This is a genomic window from Streptomyces sp. NPDC026672, from assembly GCF_040638185.1.
In the GTDB taxonomy this organism is placed as follows: Bacteria; Actinomycetota; Actinomycetes; order Streptomycetales; family Streptomycetaceae; genus Streptomyces.
On sequence record NZ_JBEZXS010000036.1, the window covers coordinates 20532 to 41691 of the forward strand.

At 70.5% G+C, this 21160-nt stretch carries 21 protein-coding genes; 15 read left to right on the plus strand and 6 right to left on the minus strand.

Annotated elements, in window-relative coordinates; translation table 11 throughout:
* The first annotated feature begins 26 nt into the window (after positions 1-26).
* The 10 genes from AB0F77_RS32275 (at position 27) to AB0F77_RS32320 (ending at position 8445) form a co-directional block, all read left to right on the plus strand.
* Complete coding sequence (locus tag AB0F77_RS32275; protein ID WP_361955221.1) at positions 27-473, plus strand: hypothetical protein; 447 nt, start codon at positions 27-29, stop codon at positions 471-473.
* Between the two features lie 225 nt (positions 474-698).
* On the plus strand, positions 699-1520 hold the full coding sequence (gene atpB / locus AB0F77_RS32280; RefSeq protein WP_361955222.1) for a F0F1 ATP synthase subunit A: 822 nt from the start codon (positions 699-701) through the stop codon (positions 1518-1520).
* A 75-nt stretch (positions 1521-1595) separates the two neighbouring features.
* Positions 1596-1826, plus strand: coding sequence for an ATP synthase F0 subunit C (atpE, locus tag AB0F77_RS32285; protein WP_028804225.1), 231 nt, complete (start codon positions 1596-1598; stop codon positions 1824-1826).
* Positions 1827-1868: 42 nt separating this feature from the next.
* Positions 1869-2414, plus strand: a complete 546-nt coding sequence (locus AB0F77_RS32290; RefSeq protein WP_361955223.1) for a F0F1 ATP synthase subunit B — start codon at positions 1869-1871, stop codon at positions 2412-2414.
* A gap of 5 nt (positions 2415-2419) precedes the next feature.
* Positions 2420-3238 carry a F0F1 ATP synthase subunit delta gene (locus tag AB0F77_RS32295; RefSeq protein WP_361955279.1) on the plus strand — a complete coding sequence of 273 codons (819 nt, stop codon included), beginning with the start codon at positions 2420-2422 and terminating at the stop codon, positions 3236-3238.
* A 145-nt stretch (positions 3239-3383) separates the two neighbouring features.
* A complete protein-coding gene (gene atpA / locus AB0F77_RS32300; protein WP_361955224.1) occupies positions 3384-4973 on the plus strand; it encodes a F0F1 ATP synthase subunit alpha in 1590 nt (529 codons plus the stop codon).
* A gap of 21 nt (positions 4974-4994) precedes the next feature.
* Positions 4995-5915 (plus strand): F0F1 ATP synthase subunit gamma, encoded by a 921-nt coding sequence (locus AB0F77_RS32305; RefSeq protein WP_361955225.1) that lies wholly within the window; start codon positions 4995-4997, stop codon positions 5913-5915.
* Positions 5915-7351 carry a F0F1 ATP synthase subunit beta gene (gene atpD, locus AB0F77_RS32310; protein WP_361955226.1) on the plus strand — a complete coding sequence of 479 codons (1437 nt, stop codon included), beginning with the start codon at positions 5915-5917 and terminating at the stop codon, positions 7349-7351. The genes AB0F77_RS32305 and atpD overlap by 1 nt, the downstream gene beginning before the upstream one ends.
* A gap of 111 nt (positions 7352-7462) precedes the next feature.
* Positions 7463-7837 carry a F0F1 ATP synthase subunit epsilon gene (locus AB0F77_RS32315; protein ID WP_361955227.1) on the plus strand — a complete coding sequence of 125 codons (375 nt, stop codon included), beginning with the start codon at positions 7463-7465 and terminating at the stop codon, positions 7835-7837.
* Positions 7838-7998: 161 nt separating this feature from the next.
* The gene (locus AB0F77_RS32320; RefSeq protein WP_361955228.1) at positions 7999-8445 is read left to right on the plus strand and encodes a DUF2550 domain-containing protein; all 447 of its coding nucleotides are present in this window, start codon (positions 7999-8001) and stop codon (positions 8443-8445) included.
* A gap of 87 nt (positions 8446-8532) precedes the next feature.
* Here the strand turns inward: AB0F77_RS32320 and AB0F77_RS32325 are convergent, their stop codons facing one another.
* Both AB0F77_RS32325 and AB0F77_RS32330 read right to left on the minus strand, forming a co-directional pair.
* Entirely contained in the window at positions 8533-10362 is a 1830-nt protein-coding gene (locus tag AB0F77_RS32325; RefSeq protein WP_361955229.1) for a glycoside hydrolase family 18 chitinase, read from the minus strand.
* Positions 10363-10566: 204 nt separating this feature from the next.
* A complete protein-coding gene (locus AB0F77_RS32330) occupies positions 10567-11154 on the minus strand; it encodes a cob(I)yrinic acid a,c-diamide adenosyltransferase (protein WP_361955230.1) in 588 nt (195 codons plus the stop codon).
* Between the two features lie 172 nt (positions 11155-11326).
* Here AB0F77_RS32330 and AB0F77_RS32335 point away from each other — a divergent pair, with 172 nt between their 5' ends.
* From AB0F77_RS32335 to AB0F77_RS32345, 3 genes are all read left to right on the plus strand, one after another.
* A complete protein-coding gene (locus AB0F77_RS32335; RefSeq protein ID WP_361955231.1) occupies positions 11327-12175 on the plus strand; it encodes a 3-hydroxyacyl-CoA dehydrogenase family protein in 849 nt (282 codons plus the stop codon).
* A gap of 170 nt (positions 12176-12345) precedes the next feature.
* On the plus strand, positions 12346-12669 hold the full coding sequence (locus tag AB0F77_RS32340; RefSeq protein WP_361955232.1) for an STAS domain-containing protein: 324 nt from the start codon (positions 12346-12348) through the stop codon (positions 12667-12669).
* A gap of 260 nt (positions 12670-12929) precedes the next feature.
* Positions 12930-15392, plus strand: a complete 2463-nt coding sequence (locus tag AB0F77_RS32345) for an ATP-binding protein (RefSeq protein WP_361955233.1) — start codon at positions 12930-12932, stop codon at positions 15390-15392.
* A gap of 300 nt (positions 15393-15692) precedes the next feature.
* On the opposite strand, the gene nucS is transcribed toward AB0F77_RS32345, so the two are convergent.
* A complete protein-coding gene (gene nucS / locus AB0F77_RS32350) occupies positions 15693-16364 on the minus strand; it encodes an endonuclease NucS (protein ID WP_361955234.1) in 672 nt (223 codons plus the stop codon).
* Positions 16365-16674: 310 nt separating this feature from the next.
* Between nucS and AB0F77_RS32355 the strand changes: the two genes are divergently transcribed.
* Entirely contained in the window at positions 16675-17067 is a 393-nt protein-coding gene (locus AB0F77_RS32355) for an SCO5389 family protein (protein ID WP_361955235.1), read from the plus strand.
* Positions 17068-17161: 94 nt separating this feature from the next.
* On the opposite strand, the gene AB0F77_RS32360 is transcribed toward AB0F77_RS32355, so the two are convergent.
* Complete coding sequence (locus AB0F77_RS32360) at positions 17162-18190, minus strand: LLM class flavin-dependent oxidoreductase (RefSeq protein ID WP_361955236.1); 1029 nt, start codon at positions 18188-18190, stop codon at positions 17162-17164.
* Positions 18191-18412: 222 nt separating this feature from the next.
* On the opposite strand from AB0F77_RS32360, the gene AB0F77_RS32365 reads away from it, so the two are divergent.
* The gene (locus AB0F77_RS32365; protein WP_361955237.1) at positions 18413-18754 is read left to right on the plus strand and encodes an ATP/GTP-binding protein; all 342 of its coding nucleotides are present in this window, start codon (positions 18413-18415) and stop codon (positions 18752-18754) included.
* A gap of 15 nt (positions 18755-18769) precedes the next feature.
* Here the strand turns inward: AB0F77_RS32365 and AB0F77_RS32370 are convergent, their stop codons facing one another.
* Positions 18770-19627 carry an ABC transporter permease gene (locus tag AB0F77_RS32370; protein ID WP_361955238.1) on the minus strand — a complete coding sequence of 286 codons (858 nt, stop codon included), beginning with the start codon at positions 19625-19627 and terminating at the stop codon, positions 18770-18772.
* Positions 19624-21117, minus strand: a complete 1494-nt coding sequence (locus AB0F77_RS32375; protein ID WP_361955239.1) for an ABC transporter ATP-binding protein — start codon at positions 21115-21117, stop codon at positions 19624-19626. The genes AB0F77_RS32370 and AB0F77_RS32375 overlap by 4 nt, the downstream gene beginning before the upstream one ends.
* Between the last annotated feature and the right edge of the window lie 43 nt (positions 21118-21160).

The window sequence follows — 21160 nt, forward strand, 5'->3', positions numbered from 1 at the left end:
CCCCTGTGAAAAGCGGAGTTGCCGCCATGCCGTCCAATGACGTCCGGATCCTGGCCCAGGCCGCCGTGCCCACGGCTGCCGTCGGCGCGCTCGCCGCCGTCGTCGCCGCGGTGGTCGCGGGCGGCAAGGGAGCGACCGGGGCGGTCGTCGCGACGCTGATCGTGATCCTCTTCATGGGTCTCGGCCTCTATGTGCTCCAGCGCACGGCGGCGACGCTCCCGCACCTCTTCCAGGCCATGGGTCTCATGCTCTACGCGGCGCAGATCCTGCTGCTGTTCGTCTTCGTCGCGGCCTTCAAGAACACCACGCTGTTCGATCCCAAGGCCTTCGCGCTCACGCTCGTCGCCGGCACCCTCGCCTGGATCGCCGCGCAGACGCGTGCTCACATGAAGGCCAAGATCCTCTACGTCGAACCGGAATCGACCTCCTCCTCGACGGGCGCGAGGCCCGAAAAGTCGGGGCACTCGTCGTGAGAGGTAGGCCCGGGATAAAGACGTCTGAGATCTCCTGCTATCGTCCGGTGCCAACTGCGGCATCGCGGGCGCGGGCATCCGAGCTGACGCCTGCTCAATCGCGAGGCGAGATGCCCCCCAGCCGCCCCCACATCCGTCACACCAGTCCGGTGCCGACCCGCGGCCGTGCGCCGCGCCGACACAACGAGGTTGCCGTACCCATGCGCCACGCTGAAGGAGCCCGCGGTGAGTGCTGACCCGACGCAGGTGCTCGCCTTCGAGACCGACTGCCACATCTTCGACGGCTGTGGCTTCCCCGCTCCGGGCCTGCACTCGTTCCTGTTCGAGCCCCTCTGGGGCGACGCGGACAGCAACCTGTACTTCAACAAGACGATGCTGCTGGCCCTGCTCGGCTCGGTCATCATCATCGGGTTCTTCTGGGCCGCCTTCCGCAAGCCGAAGGTCGTCCCCGGCAAGCTCCAGATGGTCGCCGAGACCGGCTACGACTTCATCCGGCGCGGCGTCGTGTACGAGACGATCGGAAAGAAGGAGGGCGAGAAGTACGTTCCGCTGGTCGTCTCGCTGTTCTTCTTCATCTGGATGATGAACCTCTGGTCGGTCGTCCCGCTCGCCCAGTTCCCGGTGACGTCGATCATCTCGTACCCGCTCGTCCTGGCTCTGATCGTCTACGTCCTGTGGGTCTCCCTGACCTTCAAGCGGCACGGTTTCGTCGGCTTCTTCAAGAACGTCACCGGCTACGACAAGTCGCTGGGCGCGGTGCTGCCGCTCGCCATGCTGATCGAGTTCTTCTCGAACCTGCTGGTGCGGCCCTTCACCCACGCGGTGCGACTGTTCGCCAACATGTTCGCCGGCCACACCCTGCTGCTCCTCTTCACGATCGCCAGCTGGTACCTGCTGAACGGCATCGGCATCGCCTACGCCGGCGTCAGCTTCCTCATGACCATCGTGATGACGGCGTTCGAGCTCTTCATCCAGGCTCTTCAGGCGTACGTCTTCGTCCTGCTGACGTGCACCTACATCCAGGGTGCCCTGGCCGAGCACCACTGAGCTTCCCGACCCCCACCCCTGAATTCGTCCGGTGGCCAACCCCCACCGGTCCGTAAAGAAGAAGGAAGAACTGGCATGTCCCAGACCCTTGCCGCCGTCTCCGGCTCGCTCGGTTCCATCGGTTACGGCCTTGCCGCGATCGGCCCCGGCGTCGGCGTCGGCATCATCTTCGGCAACGGCACCCAGGCCCTGGCCCGCCAGCCCGAGGCGGCCGGCCTGATCCGCGCCAACCAGATCCTCGGCTTCGCCTTCTGTGAGGCGCTCGCCCTCATCGGCCTGGTCATGCCGTTCGTCTACGGCACCTGATCGCCCCGATCAGCGACAGCCCCCTAGACGAAAGGCACTGACATGAGCCAGCTGCTCATTCTGGCGGCCGAGGAGACGGAGAACCCCCTCGTCCCGCCGATCCCCGAGCTTGTCATCGGCCTGCTCGCCTTCGTCATCGTCTTCGGCTTCCTCGCCTGGAAGCTCCTCCCGAACATCAACAAGGTTCTGGAGCAGCGGCGCGAGGCCATCGAGGGCGGTATCGAGAAGGCCGAGGCCGCGCAGACCGAGGCCCAGAGCGTGCTGGAGCAGTACAAGGCTCAGCTCGCCGAGGCCCGTCACGAGGCCGCGCGCCTGCGCCAGGAGGCGCAGGAGCAGGGCGCCACGCTCATCTCCGAGATGCGCGCCGAGGGCCAGCGGCAGCGTGAGGAGATCGTCGCCGCCGGTCACACGCAGATCGAGGCCGACCGCAAGGCCGCCGCGTCCGCGCTGCGCCAGGACGTCGGCAAGCTCGCCACCGAACTGGCCGGCAAGCTCGTCGGTGAGTCCCTGGAGGACCACGCCCGCCAGAGCCGTGTCATCGACCGCTTCCTCGACGAGCTCGAGGAGAAGGCCGAGGCATCCCGATGACGGGTATGCACGGAGCGAGCCGCGAGGGACTGGCTGCCGGTCGGGAGCGTCTCGACGCGCTGACGGACCTCACGTCCGTGGACGCGGCGCAGCTCGCCGACGAGCTGGCGGCCGTCACCGCGGTGCTCGACCGCGAGGTGTCGCTGCGTCGGGTCCTGACCGACCCGGCGCAGTCCGGTGACGCCAAGGCCGAGCTCGTCGGGCGCCTGCTCGGCGGGCAGGTCGGCGGCAACACCGTCGACCTGGTCGCGGGTCTGGTGCGTTCCCGCTGGTCGCAGCCCCGTGACCTGGTGGACGTGCTGGAGGAGCTCGCCGACGTGGCGGACCTCACGGCCGCCCAGCGGACGGGTCGGCTCGACGGGGTCGAGGACGAGCTGTTCCGCTTCGGCCGGATCGTCGCCTCGAACACCGAGCTGCGCGCCGCGCTCACCGACCGCACGGCCGCCCGGTCGGCCAAGGCCGAGCTGATCGGCCGACTGCTCGGCGGCGGCCGGGCCACCCGGACCACCGAGCGTCTGGTGACGCGCCTTGTGACCGCGCCGCGGGGACGTAGCCTGGAGGCGGGACTCGAGTCCCTGTCCAAGCTCGCCGCCGACCGTCGCAACCGCGTCGTCGCCGTCGTCACCTCGGCGGTGCCGCTGAGTGACACGCAGAAGCAGCGCCTGGGCGCCGCCCTGGCGAAGCTCTACGGGCACACGATGCACCTCAACCTCGACGTCGACCCCGAGGTCGTCGGCGGGATCCGGGTGCAGGTCGGTGACGAGGTCATCAACGGCTCCCTCGCGGACCGGCTCGAGGACGCCGCCCGCCGCATGGCGAGCTAGCAGCAACTCAACACACGCAGTACGAACTGATGACGGCCCTGGTTGGGCCGTGCAGAGGATTCACCTCTTATTGGGGGGAGTCCCCGACTCGTGGAATACCCCCCAAGTGAAACTTCGGGCCCAACAAGGAGAGCAGGGAACCCAGATGGCGGAGCTCACGATCCGGCCGGAGGAGATCCGGGACGCGCTGGAGAACTTCGTCCAGTCGTACAAGCCGGACGCGGCCTCGCGCGAGGAGGTCGGTACGGTCACCCTTGCCGGCGACGGCATCGCGAAGGTCGAGGGTCTTCCCTCGGCCATGGCCAACGAACTGCTGAAGTTCGAGGACGGCACCCTCGGCCTCGCGCTCAACCTGGAAGAGCGCGAGATCGGCGCCATCGTCCTCGGTGAGTTCAGTGGCATCGAGGAGGGTCAGCCGGTCACGCGCACCGGTGAGGTCCTCTCCGTCGCGGTGGGCGAGGGCTACCTCGGCCGCGTCGTCGACCCGCTCGGCAACCCCATCGACGGCCTCGGCGAGATCGAGACGTCCGGCCGCCGCGCCCTGGAGCTCCAGGCTCCCGGCGTCATGGCCCGCAAGTCGGTGCACGAGCCGATGGAGACCGGCTACAAGGCCGTCGACGCGATGACCCCGGTCGGCCGCGGCCAGCGTCAGCTGATCATCGGCGACCGCCAGACGGGCAAGACCGCCCTGGCCGTCGACACGATCATCAACCAGCGCGACAACTGGCGCTCGGGCGACCCGAAGAAGCAGGTCCGCTGCGTCTACGTCGCCATCGGCCAGAAGGGCTCGACCATCGCCTCCGTGCGTGGCGCCCTCGAAGAGGCCGGCGCGCTGGAGTACACGACCATCGTCGCCGCCCCGGCGTCCGACCCGGCCGGCTTCAAGTACCTGGCGCCGTACACCGGTTCGGCCATCGGCCAGCACTGGATGTACGACGGCAAGCACGTCCTCATCATCTTCGACGACCTCTCGAAGCAGGCCGACGCCTACCGCGCCGTCTCCCTGCTGCTGCGCCGCCCGCCGGGCCGCGAGGCCTACCCGGGTGACGTCTTCTACCTGCACTCCCGTCTGCTGGAGCGCTGCGCCAAGCTCTCCGACGACATGGGCGCCGGTTCGATGACCGGTCTGCCGATCGTCGAGACCAAGGCCAACGACGTCTCGGCGTTCATCCCGACCAACGTCATCTCCATCACCGACGGCCAGTGCTTCCTGGAGTCGGACCTGTTCAACGCCGGTCAGCGCCCCGCGCTGAACGTCGGTATCTCCGTCTCCCGAGTCGGCGGTTCCGCGCAGCACAAGGCGATGAAGCAGGTCTCCGGCCGCCTCCGTCTGGACCTGGCCCAGTACCGCGAGCTGGAGGCGTTCGCCGCCTTCGGTTCCGACCTGGACGCCGCGTCGAAGTCGCAGCTGGAGCGTGGTCAGCGACTGGTCGAGCTGCTCAAGCAGGCTCAGTACCAGCCGATGCCGACCGAGGACCAGGTCGTCTCCGTGTGGGCCGGTACCACCGGCAAGATGGACGACGTCCCGGTCTCCGACATCCGCCGCTTCGAGAAGGAGCTCCTCGAGTACCTGCACCGCAAGGAGCAGGGCCTCATGACCTCCATCAAGGAGGGCGGCAAGATGTCGGACGACACCCTCACCGCCGTCGCCGACGCGATCACCGACTTCAAGAAGCAGTTCGAGACCTCGGACGGCAAGCTCCTCGGCGAGGACGCCCCGGCCGCGGCCAAGTGACGTAAGGAAGGGACCTGACTCATGGGAGCCCAGCTCCGGGTCTACAAGCGTCGCATCCGATCCGTCACCGCGACCAAGAAGATCACCAAGGCGATGGAGATGATCGCCGCCTCACGTGTGGTCAAGGCGCAGCGCAAGGTGCGGGCCTCCACGCCGTACGCGACCGAGCTCACCCGCGCGGTCACGGCGGTCGGCACGGGGTCGAACACCAAGCACCCGCTGACCACCGAGGCGGAGACGCCCACCCGTTCCGCGGTCCTGCTCCTCACGAGCGACCGCGGTCTGGCCGGCGCCTTCAACTCCAACGCCATCAAGGCCGCCGAGCAGCTGACGGCGCGCCTCGAGGCGGAGGGCAAGGAGGTCGACACCTACATCGTCGGCCGCCGCGGTCTGGCCCACTACAACTTCCGCGAGCGCAAGGTCGTGGAGTCGTGGGCGGGCTTCACCGACGAGCCCTCGTACGCGGACGCCAAGAAGGTCGCGGCGCCGCTGATCGAGGCCATCGAGACGGAGACGGCGGAGGGCGGGGTGGATGAACTCCACATCGTCTACACCGAGTTCGTGTCGATGATGACGCAGACGGCGCTCGGCGCCCGGCTGCTGCCGCTCAGCCTCGAAGAGGTCGCGGAGGAGCGCGCAGCCAAGGGCGACGAGATCCTCCCGCTGTACGACTTCGAGCCGTCGGCGGAGGACGTCCTCGACGCCCTGCTGCCGCGGTACGTGGAGAGCCGGATCTACAACGCGCTGCTCCAGTCGGCGGCTTCGAAGCACGCCGCCACGCGGCGCGCGATGAAGTCGGCCACCGACAACGCGGGTGAGCTGATCAACACGCTCTCCCGTCTTGCCAACGCGGCCCGCCAGGCCGAAATCACCCAGGAAATCAGCGAGATCGTCGGTGGCGCGAGCGCCCTGGCCGACGCGACCGCGGGGAGTGACCGCTAATGACCACCACTGTTGAGACCGCGACGGCCACGGGCCGCGTCGCCCGGGTCATCGGCCCGGTCGTCGACGTGGAGTTCCCCGTCGACGCGATGCCGGACATCTACAACGCCCTGCACGTCGAGGTCGCCGACCCGGCGAACGAGGGCGAGAAGAAGACGCTGACCCTGGAGGTCGCCCAGCACCTGGGTGACGGCCTGGTCCGCACCATCTCCATGCAGCCCACCGACGGTCTGGTCCGCCAGGCCCCGGTCACCGACACCGGCGACGGCATCACCGTCCCGGTCGGCGACTTCACCAAGGGCAAGGTCTTCAACACCCTCGGTGACGTGCTCAACGTCGACGAGCAGTACGAGGGTGAGCGCTGGTCCATCCACCGCAAGGCCCCCAACTTCGACGAGCTCGAGTCGAAGACCGAGATGTTCGAGACCGGCGTCAAGGTCATCGACCTGCTGACCCCGTACGTCAAGGGCGGCAAGATCGGCCTGTTCGGCGGTGCCGGTGTCGGCAAGACGGTGCTCATCCAGGAGATGATCTACCGCGTCGCCAACAACCACGACGGTGTCTCCGTGTTCGCCGGTGTCGGCGAGCGCACCCGTGAGGGCAACGACCTCATCGAGGAGATGGCGGACTCGGGCGTCATCGACAAGACCGCCCTGGTCTTCGGCCAGATGGACGAGCCCCCGGGCACCCGTCTGCGCGTCGCGCTGGCCGGCCTCACCATGGCCGAGTACTTCCGTGACGTCCAGAAGCAGGACGTGCTGTTCTTCATCGACAACATCTTCCGCTTCACCCAGGCCGGTTCCGAGGTCTCCACGCTGCTCGGCCGTATGCCGTCCGCGGTGGGTTACCAGCCGAACCTGGCCGACGAGATGGGTCTCCTCCAGGAGCGCATCACCTCGACCCGCGGTCACTCGATCACCTCGATGCAGGCGATCTACGTCCCCGCGGACGACCTGACCGACCCGGCCCCGGCCACCACCTTCGCCCACCTCGACGCGACGACGGTGCTCTCCCGTCCGATCTCCGAGAAGGGCATCTACCCGGCCGTGGACCCGCTGGACTCCACGTCCCGCATCCTGGACCCGCGCTACATCGCGGCGGACCACTACAACACCGCCATGCGCGTGAAGACGGTCCTCCAGAAGTACAAGGACCTCCAGGACATCATCGCGATCCTCGGTATCGACGAGCTGGGCGAAGAGGACAAGCTCGTCGTCCACCGGGCCCGTCGCGTGGAGCGCTTCCTGTCCCAGAACACCCACGTCGCCAAGCAGTTCACCGGCGTCGACGGGTCGGACGTGCCGCTGGACGAGTCGATCGCCGCGTTCAACGCGATCATCGACGGCGAGTACGACCACTTCCCGGAGCAGGCGTTCTTCCTGTGCGGTGGCATCGAGGACCTCAAGGCCAACGCCAAGGAGCTGGGCGTCTCCTGAGCCCCGTGCTCACCGGAGGGGGCGGGGCACGTCCCGCCCCCTCTCTCACGCCCCATAGAATTGACCCCAACACCCGGCACTACCGCCGGGTGGTGACCCGAGGAGCCACCCTTGGCTGCTGAGCTGCACGTCGAGCTGGTCGCCGCCGACCGCCAGGTCTGGTCCGGCGAGGCCACCCTGGTCGTCGCGCGCACCACGTCCGGCGACATCGGCGTCATGCCCGGTCACCAGCCGCTGCTCGGTGTGCTGGAGTCGGGCCCGGTGACCATCCGTACGAGTGAAGGTGGAACGGTCGTCGCCGCGGTGCACGGCGGTTTCATCTCCTTCGCGGACAACAAGCTGTCGCTGCTGGCCGAGATCGCCGAGCTGTCGGACGAGATCGACATCCAGCGCGCGGAGCGGGCGCTCGAGCGCGCGAAGTCGGAGGCCGACGCCTCCGCCGAGCGCCGCGCGGACGTTCGCCTGCGGGCGGCGACGGCGCGCTGACCGTGGGCGACCCCGGGGCCCTCTAGGCTCTGGGGGAGCCGTGTGACGACGTCACTCAGCCGCGGCCGGGTACCGGATCATTTCCGGTACCCGGCCGCGGCTGAGGCAGATGTGGGTCTTTTTTACGTTCCATTACCTAGGAGACGAGGAGGTCGGTGCCGATGGTCCTCGCTCTGACTGTCTGCGGGATCGTGGTCGCGCTCGTGGTGGTGGGACTGTTCCTGTTCGGGCTGCGGCGCAGACTGATCCAGCGTTCGGGCGGGACCTTCGACTGTTCGCTGCGCTGGGACGTGCCCGAGAAGCCGGACACCGGCGGCAAGGGCTGGAGCTACGGCGTGGCCCGCTACAACGGCGACCGCATCGAGTGGTACCGCGTCTTCTCCTACGCCCCCCGCCCGCGCCGCGTCCTGGAACGCTCGGCGATCGAGGTGGCCGGCCGGCGTGTCCCCGAGGGCGAGGAGGAGCTGGCGCTGCTCTCCGACGCCGTCATCCTGGCCTGCGTCCACCGGGGCACGCGCCTCGAACTCGCGATGAGCGAGGACGCGCTGACCGGTTTCCTCGCGTGGCTCGAAGCGGCCCCGCCCGGTCAGCGAGTGAATGTGGCGTAGCCACATTCACTCGCTGACCGGGGGTCTCCCCCGGACGAGGTCCGGGGGAGTGTCAACGTCGCTCGGTGCTGGGTGATCCGCTGCCGTCTACTGGAGACCGCTGTTGATGGCGCTCACCAGTTCGCCGTTGTCGGTGTCACCGCTGAACTCCCAGAAGAACGCGCCGCCGAGCCCCTGGCTCTTGGCCCAGCTCATCTTGCCGATGATCGTCGACGGGGTGTCGTAGGACCACCAGTTGTTGCCGCAGTGCGCGTACGCCGTGCCCGCGATGGTCCCGGTGACCGGGCAGGACGTCTTGAGCACCTTGTAGTCGGCGATGCCGGCCTCGGGGGTGCTCGGCGCCGGACCCGTGGCCGAGCCGCCGGGCGCGTCCTGCGTCACACCGGTCCAGCCGCGGCCGTAGAAGCCGATGCCGATGAGCAGCTTGTTCGCGGGCACGCCCTTCGACTTGAACTTGGCGATGGCGTCGGCCGTGGTGAAGCCGGGCGTCGGGATGCCGTTGTACGTGGTCAGCGGGGAGTGCGGAGCGGTCGGGCCGTCCGCGTCGAACGCGCCGAAGAAGTCGTACGTCATGACGTTGTACCAGTTGACGTACTGCGCGGCCCCGGCGTAGTCCGCGGCGTCGATCTTGCCGCCGCTGGTGCCGTCGGCCGTGGTGGCGGCGGTGACCAGGTAGTTGGCGCCGAACTTGGCCCGCAGCGCGGACATCAGGTTCTTGTAGGCCGCGGCACCGCTGGTGTCGCAGCTCAGGCCGCAGGCGTTCGGGTACTCCCAGTCGATGTCGATGCCGTCGAAGACATCGGCCCAGCGCGGGTCCTCGACCAGGTCGTAGCAGGACTGCGCGAAGGCGGCGGGGTTCTGTGCGGCCTGGCCGAAGCCGCCCGACCAGGTCCAGCCGCCGAAGGACCACAGCACCTTGATGTTCGGGTACTTGGCCTTGAGCTGGCGCAGCTGGTTGAAGTTGCCGCGCAGCGGCTGGTCCCAGGTGTCCGCGACGCCGCTGACCGACTGGTCGGCGGTGAACGCCTTGTCGTAGTCGGCGTAGGAGTCGCCGATCACGCACTTGCCGCCGGTGACGTTGCCGAAGGCGTAGTTGATGTGCGTGATCTTCGCGGCGGAACCGGAGGTCACCAGGTTCTTGACCTGGTAGTTGCGCTCGTAGGTGCCCCACTCGGTGAGGTAGCCGAGCTTGACCTTGCTGCCGCCGGTGGGCGGGGGAGTGGTGCCGCCGCCGGTGGTGCGCACGGAGACCGCGCCGCTGACCGGGCCGGTCTGGTCGGCGGTGTCGCGGGCGCGCACGGTGTACGAGTAGTCGGTGCCGGCGCTCAGCCCGCTGTCGGTGTACGAGGTGGTCGTCACCGTGGCGACCGTGGTGCCGCCGCGCAGCACGTCGTAGTTCTTGACGCCCTTGTCGTCGGTGGCGGCCGACCAGGAGAGCCGCACGGAGGTGTCGGTGACGTTGGAGGCGGTCGGGGTGCCCGGCGCGGAGGGGGCCGCGTCGCCGGGTACGGTGCCGCCGCCGTCACAACTGCCGCCGTTGAGCTTGCAGTTGGTGGGGGAGCCGGAGCCCGCGCCGTTGAAGCCGAAGGTGACGGTCGCACCGGGGGCGATGGTGCCGTTGTACGACTTGTTCTTGGCGGTCCAGTGGGTGCCGGCGGAGGTGACGTCGGCGTCCCAGGCGGAGGTGACGGAGGTGCCGGAGGGGAAGTCCCACTCGACGGTCCAGGAGCTGATCGCCGCGGTACCCGTGTTCTTGACGGTCCATCGGCCCTCGAAGCCGGAGCCCCAGTCCTGGGCCTTGACATAGGTGGCGGTCGCGCTGCCGGCGGCCTGCGCCGGGCCCGCGAGGCCGACCAGGCCGGCGAGGGGGAGCAGCAGGGTGGCGAACCCTGCCGCCGCTCTGTGTCTGAAGCGCATGCTGCGCCTCCTCTTCGTTATGTGCCTCCGGCGCGCTCACGCGGGCCCTCGGCGGGGGGTCGGGGCATGACTGAGCCTTCACACCCGCAGTGCGGCGAGAATAGAAAGGTCTGGACCATAGGTCAATAGGTCTGGACCAGTGCCCGGTTGTCCTGCTAGATCCCCAACTCCTCCATCGACACGCCCCCTTGGCCGTGCCGTGTCCTAGCGTTCGCCGCCCGGCACCCACAGGACGTCGCCGGTCTTCCCGTTCGCCGCGCGGGCCAGGATGAACAACAGGTCCGACAGCCGGTTGAGATAGGTCGCGGTGAGCGGGTTCATGGTCTCGCCGTGCACCTCGAGCGCCGCCCAGGTGGAGCGCTCGGCGCGGCGGGTGACCGTGCACGCCTGGTGCAGCAGGGCCGCGCCCGGGGTGCCCCCGGGGAGGATGAACGAACGCAGCTTCTCCAGGCGCTCGTTGAACCGGTCGCAGTCGGCCTCCAGCCGGTCGACGTAGAACTGCTCGACGCGCAGCGCCGGCACCGGGTCCTTCTCGCCGGGCGGTGTCCGCGTGACGGGCGTCGACAGGTCCGCGCCGACGTCGAACAGGTCGTTCTGCACCCGGGTGAGCACCTCGACGACGTCCTCGTCCAGCGCGCCCAGCGCGATCGCCGTCCCGATCACCGCGTTCGCCTCGTTGGCGTCGGCGTACGCGGCGATCCGCGCGTCGGTCTTGGGCACCCGGCTCATGTCCCCGAGGTTCGTGGTGCCCTTGTCCCCGGTCCTCGTATAGATACGCGTCAGATTGACCATGGCCCCAGCCTAGTGACGTGCCGCCCGCGGCCCGGGAGGACGGCGTGACAGGTGTCTCACGGCGTGAGACGTGACACGCGTTACTAACCGCTTACACGGCCGTCCACGAGCGCTAGTGTCCGCGAGTGACATACATGAACAGCGTGTGAGCGTTTCAAAGGGGAGTCGCACAGTGGCACGGAAGCTCGCGGTCATCGGGGCCGGCCTCATGGGGTCCGGCATCGCTCAGGTCTCCGCCCAGGCGGGCTGGGACGTCGTCCTGCGCGACGTCACCGACGAGGCCCTGGCACGCGGCACCGACGCCATCAAGTCCTCGTACGACAGGTTCGTGAGCAAGGGCAAGCTGGAGGCGCACGACGCCGAGGCCGCCCTCGCCCGTATCACCACGACCACCGACCTCGACGCCGCCGCGGACGCCGACGTCGTCGTCGAGGCCGTCTTCGAGAAGCTGGAGGTCAAGCACGAGATCTTCCGCACGCTCGACAAGCTCGTGCGCGAGGACACCGTGCTCGCCTCCAACACCTCCGCCATCCCGATCACCAAGATCGCGGCGGCCACGGACCGTCCCGAACGCGTCGTCGGTGTCCACTTCTTCTCGCCGGTCCCGATGATGCAGCTCGTCGAACTCGTCCGCGGCTACAAGACCAGCGACGAAACCCTCGCCACCGCGCGGGAGTTCGCCGAGTCCGTCGGCAAGACCTGCATCGTCGTCAACCGCGACGTCGCCGGGTTCGTGACCACCCGCCTCATCTCCGCGCTCGTCGTGGAGGCGACCAAGCTCTACGAGTCGGGCGTCGCCAGCGCCGAGGACATCGACCTCGCCTGCAAGCTGGGCTTCGGCCACGCCATGGGCCCGCTCGCCACCGCGGACCTCACCGGCGTCGACATCCTGCTGCACGCCACCGGCAACATCTACACCGAGTCGCAGGACGAGAAGTTCGCCCCGCCGGAGCTGATGCGCCGGATGGTTGACGCCGGTGACATCGGTCGCAAGAGCGGGCAGGGCTTCTACACCTACTGATCTTCGGTCCTGTCCGGCCGCCGGCACCGTGCTGTCCTCGGGAGTTTCACTCCAGGGGGTGAATTCGGTACCGGTTCGCTCACGGACGGCAACCTCGTGGTGCCCCACGCAGTCACAGGTGGCATCAACGGGGAACACGGAGTACGCATACGCACTCACGGGGAGCTCATATGTTCATCAGGGGCGACCACGCCGAGCTGGTCGTCGGGGGCCGCCTCGACGTCCGCAGCGCGGCGGACGCCCGTACGGTCCTGCACTCGGCCGTCGACGACGGTGCCGGCGACCTGGTGCTCGACCTGTCCGCACTCGACTCCTGGGACGCCACAGGACTGGGGGTGATCATGGGGGCCCACCGGCGGGCCGGCCGCTGCGGCCGACGCCTGGTGCTGCGCGGCGTACCCCCGCAGATGCAACGGCTGCTCGTCGCCACCCGGCTGCACCGCATCCTGGCCATCGAGGGCGGCATCGGGGTCGAGTCCCTGCCGCGCGTGTGACGGCAGCGCCCGACGAGGGCCGGGGGAGACCCGGATACACGTCGTCGAACCGCACGTCGCAGGCAATCCTCACGAGACCGTGACGTCTCGGACGGCGCGGTACCCCGGACTGTCGGAGATACTGTGCGAAGGTTTAGGGTTCGGTCGCCCGCTTCCTCAAGACCCTCTGGCGGGACCGGACCGGAAGCGACAGCGCGGTGTGCAGCAGGCCGGGAGGGGCCGGTGAACGGGCACACGACGCTTTTGGGGGGCTTGCACCTATGGACCCGATCAACCGGGGACCCGAGGACCACGGCCACGACGGTGACGGCGGCATGCCGCGCCAGCGCCCGCCCAGGGACTCCCTCGCACCCGACTTCGCCCCGAGCACGCCCGCGGTCGTCCGTACCGTGCAGGTCGTCTCCGGCGAGTTCCTGCTGACCGTCAACCCCGTCGACGGCAGCGAGATAGAACCCTGCCCGCCCGCCGAACGTCCGGGCCGGCCCGAGAAGCTCACCGAGGCCGACCGCGTCGACGCCGACCGCGCGGCCCGCCCGCCCGTGCCGCCCGGCCCCGCACAGCCCGCGCTGCCGCTCCTGGAGCGCCAGGACGACCGCGAGCAGCTGGTACGGCTGCTGGCCCGTGGACGCTCCGTCCGCCTCACCGGACCCTCGGGGGCCGGCCGCACCGCCCTGCTCGACCTCGTCGCCGACGACTGCTCCGACCTCGCCCCCGACGGCGTGGTCCGCCTCAGCGGCTTCCGCCACACCGTCGACGACGTCCTGCGCGACCTCTTCCACGCCGTCCACCGGGCGCCCCAGCACCGCCCGGACCATGACGAACTGCTCGGCCTCGTCCGTGAGATCGGAGCCGTCGTCGTCCTCGACGACCTGGAGTTCGGCGGCGCCGCCCTCGACGAACTGCTCGACGCGACCCCCGAGTGCGCCTTCCTGTTCGGCGCCACCCCCGACGTCCCGGCACCGGCCGCCGACTCCGGCGTGGAGGAGGTCGTCCTCGACGGACTGGAGCGCGCCGCCGGCATCGACCTGCTGGAGCGGGCCGCCGGGCGGGTCCTCACCGAGGAGGAGTCCAACTGGGCCGGGGACCTCTGGTTCGAGTCCGAGGGGCTGCCCCTCCGGTTCGTCCAGGCCGGTGCCCTGCTGCGCCAGCGCGACCAACTGCGGGTCAGCCGCGGCGCGGTGGACGAGTTCGGCGTCTTCCAGGACGAGATCCCCGCCGACGCGGCCTTCGACGCCGTGGACGGCGAGGAGGTGCCGCTGCCGTCGCTCGGCGAGGCCGCCGCGCCCGCGCCGCTGCTCGCCGCCCGGCTCAGCGCCTCCGCGCGCGCCACCCTGCGGTTCGCCGTCGCCCTCGGCGGCGAGGTCCCGCACCAGGCGCATCTGCCCGCGCTCGTCGGCGACACCCACGCGGACGCCGCCCTCGGCGAACTCGCCGCCTGCGGGCTGGTCTCGCCGGTCGGCGCCCGCTACCGGCTCGCCGCCGGAGTCCTCACGCAGCTGGAGGCCGCCGGGTACGCCGACGACCTCGCCGACCGGGCCCTCACGGCCGCCCAGCACTACACCTGGTGGGCCGGGCACCCCTCCGTCACGCCCGAGAGGGTGTCCGCCGAGGCCGAGGCCGTCCTCGCCGCGCTGGGCGCCCTGGTGCCGCTGACCGGACCGGTCGAGGAGGGGGAGAGCCCCGCCGTACTGCTCGCCCGCGCCGCCGCGCCCGCCTTTGCCGCCGGGCTGCGCTGGAGCGCGTGGGAGCGGGCGCTGCGGGCCGGTGCGGAGGCCGCGCAGCTGGCCGGGGATGTGGCCGAACAGGTCTACTTCCACCATGAGTTGGGGATACTCGCGCTCTGCGAGGGGCAGCTCGACCGGGCCCGCGCGGAGCTGGAGGCGTCGATCGGGCTGCGGGGCGCGCTCGCCGACAAGCGGGGGACGGTCGCGGGGCGCCGCGCGCTCGCGCTGGTCGGCGACCGGGCGGGGGACCTGCCCGGGTTCGGGGCGACGGCGGGGGAGGAGGTGCCGGACGCCCACCAGGACGAGTCGGCCTCGCCGGCCGGGGGTACGCCGGTCGGGGACACCCTGGTGAGCCGCCGGGTCGCCGTGGTGAAGCCGCAGGGCGGGGTCGGTGGCGGGGGCGGGGGCATACGGCGGGCCGCGCGGCGCAATCTCGTGGCGGCCGGGTCCGGTGCGCTGCTCGTCGCGGTGCTCGGCACGGTGGTGGGGCTCGGGATGACGTCCCACGACAGCGCCGACCACACGCCGTCGGAGAACCTGAACGTCAATCCGTCCGTGAGCCAGGGGGCCGACGACGGGGGCGACTCGGTGGACACGACGAAGAAGGACGACAAGGGCGACACCGGTACGGCGACCAGCCGGCCGACGGATCCGGGGCCCGACGGCACGTTCGGCACGTCGGACGACCCGACACCGCCGGCGGAACCCGACCACCCGTCGGACGCCCCGAGCGGCACGACGAGCCCGAGGGGCAACACCCCGGGCAAACCAACCACGTCCCCTTCGGGCAGGCCGCCGACGTCGAAGCCGCCGACGCAGTCCCCTTCGGACGAGCCACCGTCGGGCAGCCCGTCTTCCCCCAGCGCATCTCCGTCCGACTCGCCCACGTCGGAGACGCCGTCCTCGCCGGCCACGTCCAACTCGGCGAGCGGCCCCGCGACGAGCGCCTCCGCGTCCGCGGGTTCGACCACGGCCACCCCGACCAACACGGTGATCTGACCCCCGGCTGCCGGCCCCCCGCGGCCCGGCCCGGCACCGCCGACCACCGCCGCGCCGGCCGAGCGCCGTCGCGGCGGGGATCAGAAGAGGGGGAGTTTGTCGTCCACCGCCGACCCCCGCCGTACCGGCCGAGCGCCGTCGCGGCGGGGTGGGAGGGGGCTGGGGTTGGGGTCGGGGGAGGGGCAGGTTGCTGGGCGCGGGCCCGGGCGGCCCCCCGTCGCCCGGTCAGTGCCCCCAGGACCCCCGTCGCCCGGTCAGTGCCCCCAGGACCCCCGTCGCCCGGTCAGTGCCCCCAGGGGATCAGAAGAGGCGGAGTTTGTCGTCTTCGATGCCTCTCAGGGCGTCGTAGTCGAGGATCTGGCAGCCGATGCCCCGGTCCGTGGCGAGGACTCGGGCCTGGGGCTTGATCTCCTGGGCCGCGAAGATGCCGCGGACCGGCGCCAGATGGGGGTCGCGGTTCAACAGCTCCAGGTAGCGGGTGAGTTGCTCCACCCCGTCGATCTCACCGCGGCGCTTGATCTCGATGGCCACCGTCTGCCCGGCCGCGTCCCGGCACAGGATGTCGACCGGCCCGATCGCCGTCATGTACTCGCGCCGGATCAGCGTGTAGCCCTCGCCGAGGGTCTCGATGCGGTCGGCGAGCAGTTCCTGGAGGTGCGCTTCCACGCCGTCCTTGATCAGGCCGGGATCCACCCCGAGTTCGTGCGAGGAGTCGTGCAGGACCTCCTCCATCGTGATGATGAGCTTCTCACCCGCCTTGTTGACGACGGTCCACACGCCCTCCTCCTCACCGGCCCCCTCCTTCAGCGTGCAGGGCGGCGACATCCAGTTGAGGGGCTTGTAGGCCCGGTCGTCCGCGTGGATCGAGACGCTCCCGTCCGCCTTGACCAGGATCAGACGGGGGGCCGAGGGGAGATGGGCGGTGAGCCGGCCGGCGTAGTCGACGGAGCACCGGGCGATGACGAGACGCATGGTCGGCAACGCTACTCGACACCCCGCCGCGCACGCGATTCGCCCACCCTCCCGCCGCCCCGGCCCACCGCGGTGTTCCCGCCCGCCCCTCCGGAACCCGCCCTATTTTCCTGAAAACTCTTGTTCATCCCTGGCCGATTGTGTGCCCAACGGGACCGGCGCATGTACGCATTCTGCTGGTGTCGTCACGGTCGGTTGCCTACCGTAGTGAACGGGAGGTCGCGGTGCGTGTACGCAGCGTGTCCGGTTCCGTGATCCCCCGTACCCGTCCGCCAACCCCTGCTGTTTCGGGGGTCCGAGAGGAGAACCCATGTCGCTCGACGTCTCACCGGCCCTACTCGAACAGGCCGAGCGAGGCGAGGTCGACGAAGCTGACTTCGTCGACTGCGTCCGGACCTCCCTGCCCTACGCATGGGAGATGATCAGCTCCCTGGTGGCCCAGCTGAAGGTGGACGGCGGAGCGTTCGCCGACAACCAGACGCCTCCGCCGGACGAGCACGCACGCGGTCAGCTGCTGCGCGCGCTCGCGAGCGACGCGATCCGCGGCGCCCTCCAGCGGCACTTCGGTGTGCGGCTGGCCTTCCAGAACTGCCACCGCGTGGCGGTGTTCCCGCTGGACGCCTCGGTCGACGAGACGCTGGCCCGCTTCACCTCGGTGCGCAACCAGCTGCTGAACCAGTCGCCGGAACTGCGGGACTGCTGACGCAGTGAAACCGCAGGCTTGCCGCTCCGCACGCGGGAGGTGCGTCGAGCACCGGGGCGGCAAGCCTCCCGCGCGGTGGGGGAGTCGCCTGGTGTCACCGAAGGTGGGGGAGTACCTCGGTGCCCAGTCGGCGCACGTTCTCCTCCGTCGCCGCCAGGTCTCCCGTGCCCTCGACGAGCAGCGCGAAGCGTGAGATGCCGGTCCGCTCCGACGTCGCCGTCAGCCGGTCCGCACACAGCCGGGGCGTGCCCACGGGGTGCAGTCCGCAGAGCAGTTCGGTGTACGCGAGCGGGTCGCGCATCGCGCGCGGGCGGTCGTCGACCGTCACATGGGCCTCCAGGCCCTGTTTCAGCCAGCCCGGCATCGCCTTCGTCAGCGCCTCCACCGCGTCCGTGCGCCGGTCCGCGATCTGGCAGACGCCCGCCGAGACATGGGCCGCCCGGAGCACGTCGTCCGCCGGCCGTCCGGCCGCGCGGGCGTGCCGCCGCCACAGGGCGACCATCTCGGCCTTCTCCTCGTCCCCGACGTGCATCCCGAGCAGCATCGGCAGCCCCCGCTCGGCCGCGAGCCGCACACTGGCCGGAGAGGTACAGGCGACGACGACCTCCGGCCCCGGCTCCTCCGCCAACTCCTCCGACGGCCTTGGTACGACGGGGACTTCACGGAACGCGTAGCGCTCGCCGGACGCCGAGACGGCCGGTTCGCGCAGCCAGCGCACCAGCAGATCGAGTGATTCCGGGAAGCCGTGCTCGTACGCGTCGAGGCCCGAGCCGAAGACCTCCAGATCCACCCAGGGGCCGCCGCGCCCCACGCCCAGCGAGAAGCGCCCGCCGCTCGTCAGGTGCAGCAGCGCGGCCTGCTCGCCGAGGGCGACCGGGTGGGCGGTGGGCAGCACGCTGACCGCCGTGCCGACCCGGATGCGGCGGGTGCGGCCGAGCAGCAGCGCGGCCAGCGTGACCGCGGACGGGCAGGTGCCGTACGGCACGAAGTGGTGTTCCGCGAGCCAGACCGCGTCCAGCCCCGCCTCCTCGGCGACCTCCGCCGAGCGCACCGCCCGGTGCAGTGCCTCCCCCTGGCCCTGACCCGGGAACTGGGCCGCCAGCACAAAACTTCCTACGCGCATCGCATTTCCTGCTTCCTTGGCTCCGACCCGGAGCTCCCCCGACGGGCATAACCTTCCGACACGTGCCGAGGACACGGTCCGGCGAGGAGATTTGCGGATTGTCTGGAGAATGAGTTGCCGTGGAGGGGGACTTGTACGGGTTGGTGGCCTACGCGTACCCCTGGGTGCGCCGCGTAGGCTGGATCCAGACCCTGCATCCTGTATAGCCCCGTGAGGTGTCCCGTGTCCCCGCGTCGCAACCGACCCAAAGGCCAGAACGGCGCGACCGCGTCCGGCCGGAGCGCCGAGGACGACGGCACGGGCCGCTACGGCGGCTGGCAGTCCACGGAGAGCTGGCAGGGCGAGGCGTGGAACGTGCGCCATGTCGCGGGGGCGAGCGCGGAGGGCAAGACCTACCGGTGCCCCGGCTGCGACCAGCTGATCCCGTCCGCCGTTCCGCACGTGGTGGCCTGGCCGGAGCACGCGGGGGTCGACGACCGGCGGCACTGGCACAAGGCGTGCTGGAACGCGAAGGACCGCCGCACCACCCGGGTGCAGCGGTCCCGCAACGCGCCTCGTTTCTAGCTCCCGTTCAGCGGTTCACACGTCCCGCCGCTCCAGGAGGAGCCAGGCGCCGGCGAAGGCGGCGGCCGTCACCCCGAGGATGATCCACAGCGGGTCCCAGCCCGACGGGCCGGACTGGCTCAGCGAGTTGGAGTAGAAGACGCTCAGCTGGTTCGGGATCGAGTACTCGAACAGCGCCTCGCGCACCTTCTCCAGGGACGAGGAGAACATGAACAGCGCGATCACCAGCGGGGCGAGCACGGCGCCGATCATGATGGTGATGGCGCCCGCGGAGTGCCGGATGACCGAGCCGATGACGAGCGAGAGCAGGCCGAGCAGGGCGATGTAGAAGCTGATGCCGACGGTGCCCTTCAGCCACTCCCCTGAGGTGGGCGTGCGGGCGCCGACGCCGTCCAGCATCGCGACCTGGGTCACGGCGACGAGCGCGGTGGCCGCGAGGGTGACCACGAAGGCGACCAGGAAGAACACGATGGACTTCGCGGCGAGGACGCGTCCGCGGGTGGGGCAGGCCGTCATCGTCGTGCGGATCATGCCGGTGCTGTACTCGGAGGCGGTGGTCAGGACGCCGAGCGTGATGATGCAGATGCTGCCGAGCAGGAGGCCGAAGAAGCCGAGCGCGAGGGCGTTCTCGTCGCCGGTGACCTCGGAGGTGGAGTTCGCGACGATGGCGCCGGCGAGGACGCCGATGCCGACGACGAGCAGGACGAAGACGCCCAGCGTCCACATCGTCGAGCGCACCGACTTGATCTTCGTCCACTCGGAGGCGACGGCGTGCCCGAGGTGGGTGCGCACGACGGGGATCGGCGAGGTGTACCCGGGGAGCGCCCCACCGGGCGCGGCCGGCTGCGGCGGCATGGGGTGCTGGGTACTCATCGGACGTCCTCGGACTCGGTCGACAACGGTGCCCGCGGCGCTTGCGCGGGCTGGGCGGGCGCCGACGCCTGCGCGGCCGGGGCCGACGAAGGCTGCGCCTGCCCGACGGGGGACTGCGCGGGCTGGGCCGGGGCCGCCTGGGCCACCGGTGCCGGCCCGGGCTGGGGCTGCGCCGCCGTGGCCGCCCCGGGGGGCGGTGCCGTCGGCGGGGCCGCGGGCCGCGGCTGCCCCGAGGGAGCCGCACCGGACGGGGACGGTGTGGCCGGGGCCGACGGGGTGCCGGGCTGCGCCTGGGCCGCCGGGGCCGATCCCGTGTGGGACGGTGTCGCCGGGCCGGGAGCGGGCTGTGGCTGCGGCACCGGGCTCGGCTGTGCGTACGGGTTCGGGTGACCCGGTGGCGTGGGTGGCGCGGGCGTCGGGGTGGCGTACGGGTTCGGGGTGCCCGGGGCGGCGTAGGGGCCCTGCGGCTGCGGAGGTGGTGGGGCGTACCAGCCGGGCTGGTTCTGGCCGGGAACCGGCATGGGGGGCTGTGCGCCCGGCGGCAGCGGCTGCTGGAGGCCCGCCTTCTGGTCCGTCGTCGAGCGGTAGTCCACGGCGCCCTGCGTCATCCGCATGTACGCCTCCTCCAGCGACGCCTGGTGCGGCGACAGCTCCCACAGCCGTACGTCGGCCGTGTGCGCCAGCTCGCTGATGCGCGGCAGCGCGAGCCCCGTCACCCGCAGCCCCCCGTCCTGCTCCGGCAGCACGTGCCCGCCCGCCTCGGTCAGCACGGACGTCAGCTTCTCCCGCAGCTGCGGCTCGGTCTCCGGCGTACGCACCCGGGCGAAGTCCGCGGAGTTGGCCGAAATGAAGTCCCGCACGCTCATGTCGGCCATCAGCTGACCGCGGCCGATCACGATGAGGTGGTCCGCCGTCAGCGCCATCTCGCTCATCAGGTGCGAGGAGACGAAGACCGTCCGCCCCTCCGCGGCCAGCGCCTTCATCAGGTTGCGCACCCACAGGATGCCCTCGGGGTCGAGCCCGTTGACCGGCTCGTCGAACAGCAGCACCTGCGGATCGCCGAGCAGTGCCGCCGCGATCCCGAGCCGCTGGCCCATGCCGAGCGAGAACCCCTTGGACCGCCGCCGGGCAACGTCCTGGAGGCCCACCACGCCGAGCACCTCGTCCACCCGCCGGGCCGGGATGCCCGACAGCTGGGCCAGGCTCAGCAGATGGTTGCGGGCGTGCCGGCCGCCGTGCACGGCCTTGGCGTCGAGCAGCGCGCCCACCTGGCGCGGCGCGTTCGGCAGCTTCCGGTACGGGTAGCCGCCGATCGTCACCGTGCCCGCGGTGGGGTTGTCCAGACCCAGGATCATGCGCATGGTCGTCGACTTTCCCGAGCCGTTGGGCCCGAGGAAGCCGGTGACTGCTCCGGGTCGTACCTGGAAGGAAAGGTTGTACACGGCGGTCTTGTCGCCGTAGCGCTTGGTCAGGCCGACAGCCTCGATCATGCTCCGCACCCATCGAAGGTTCAGGACAGCGGGGCACACGCCC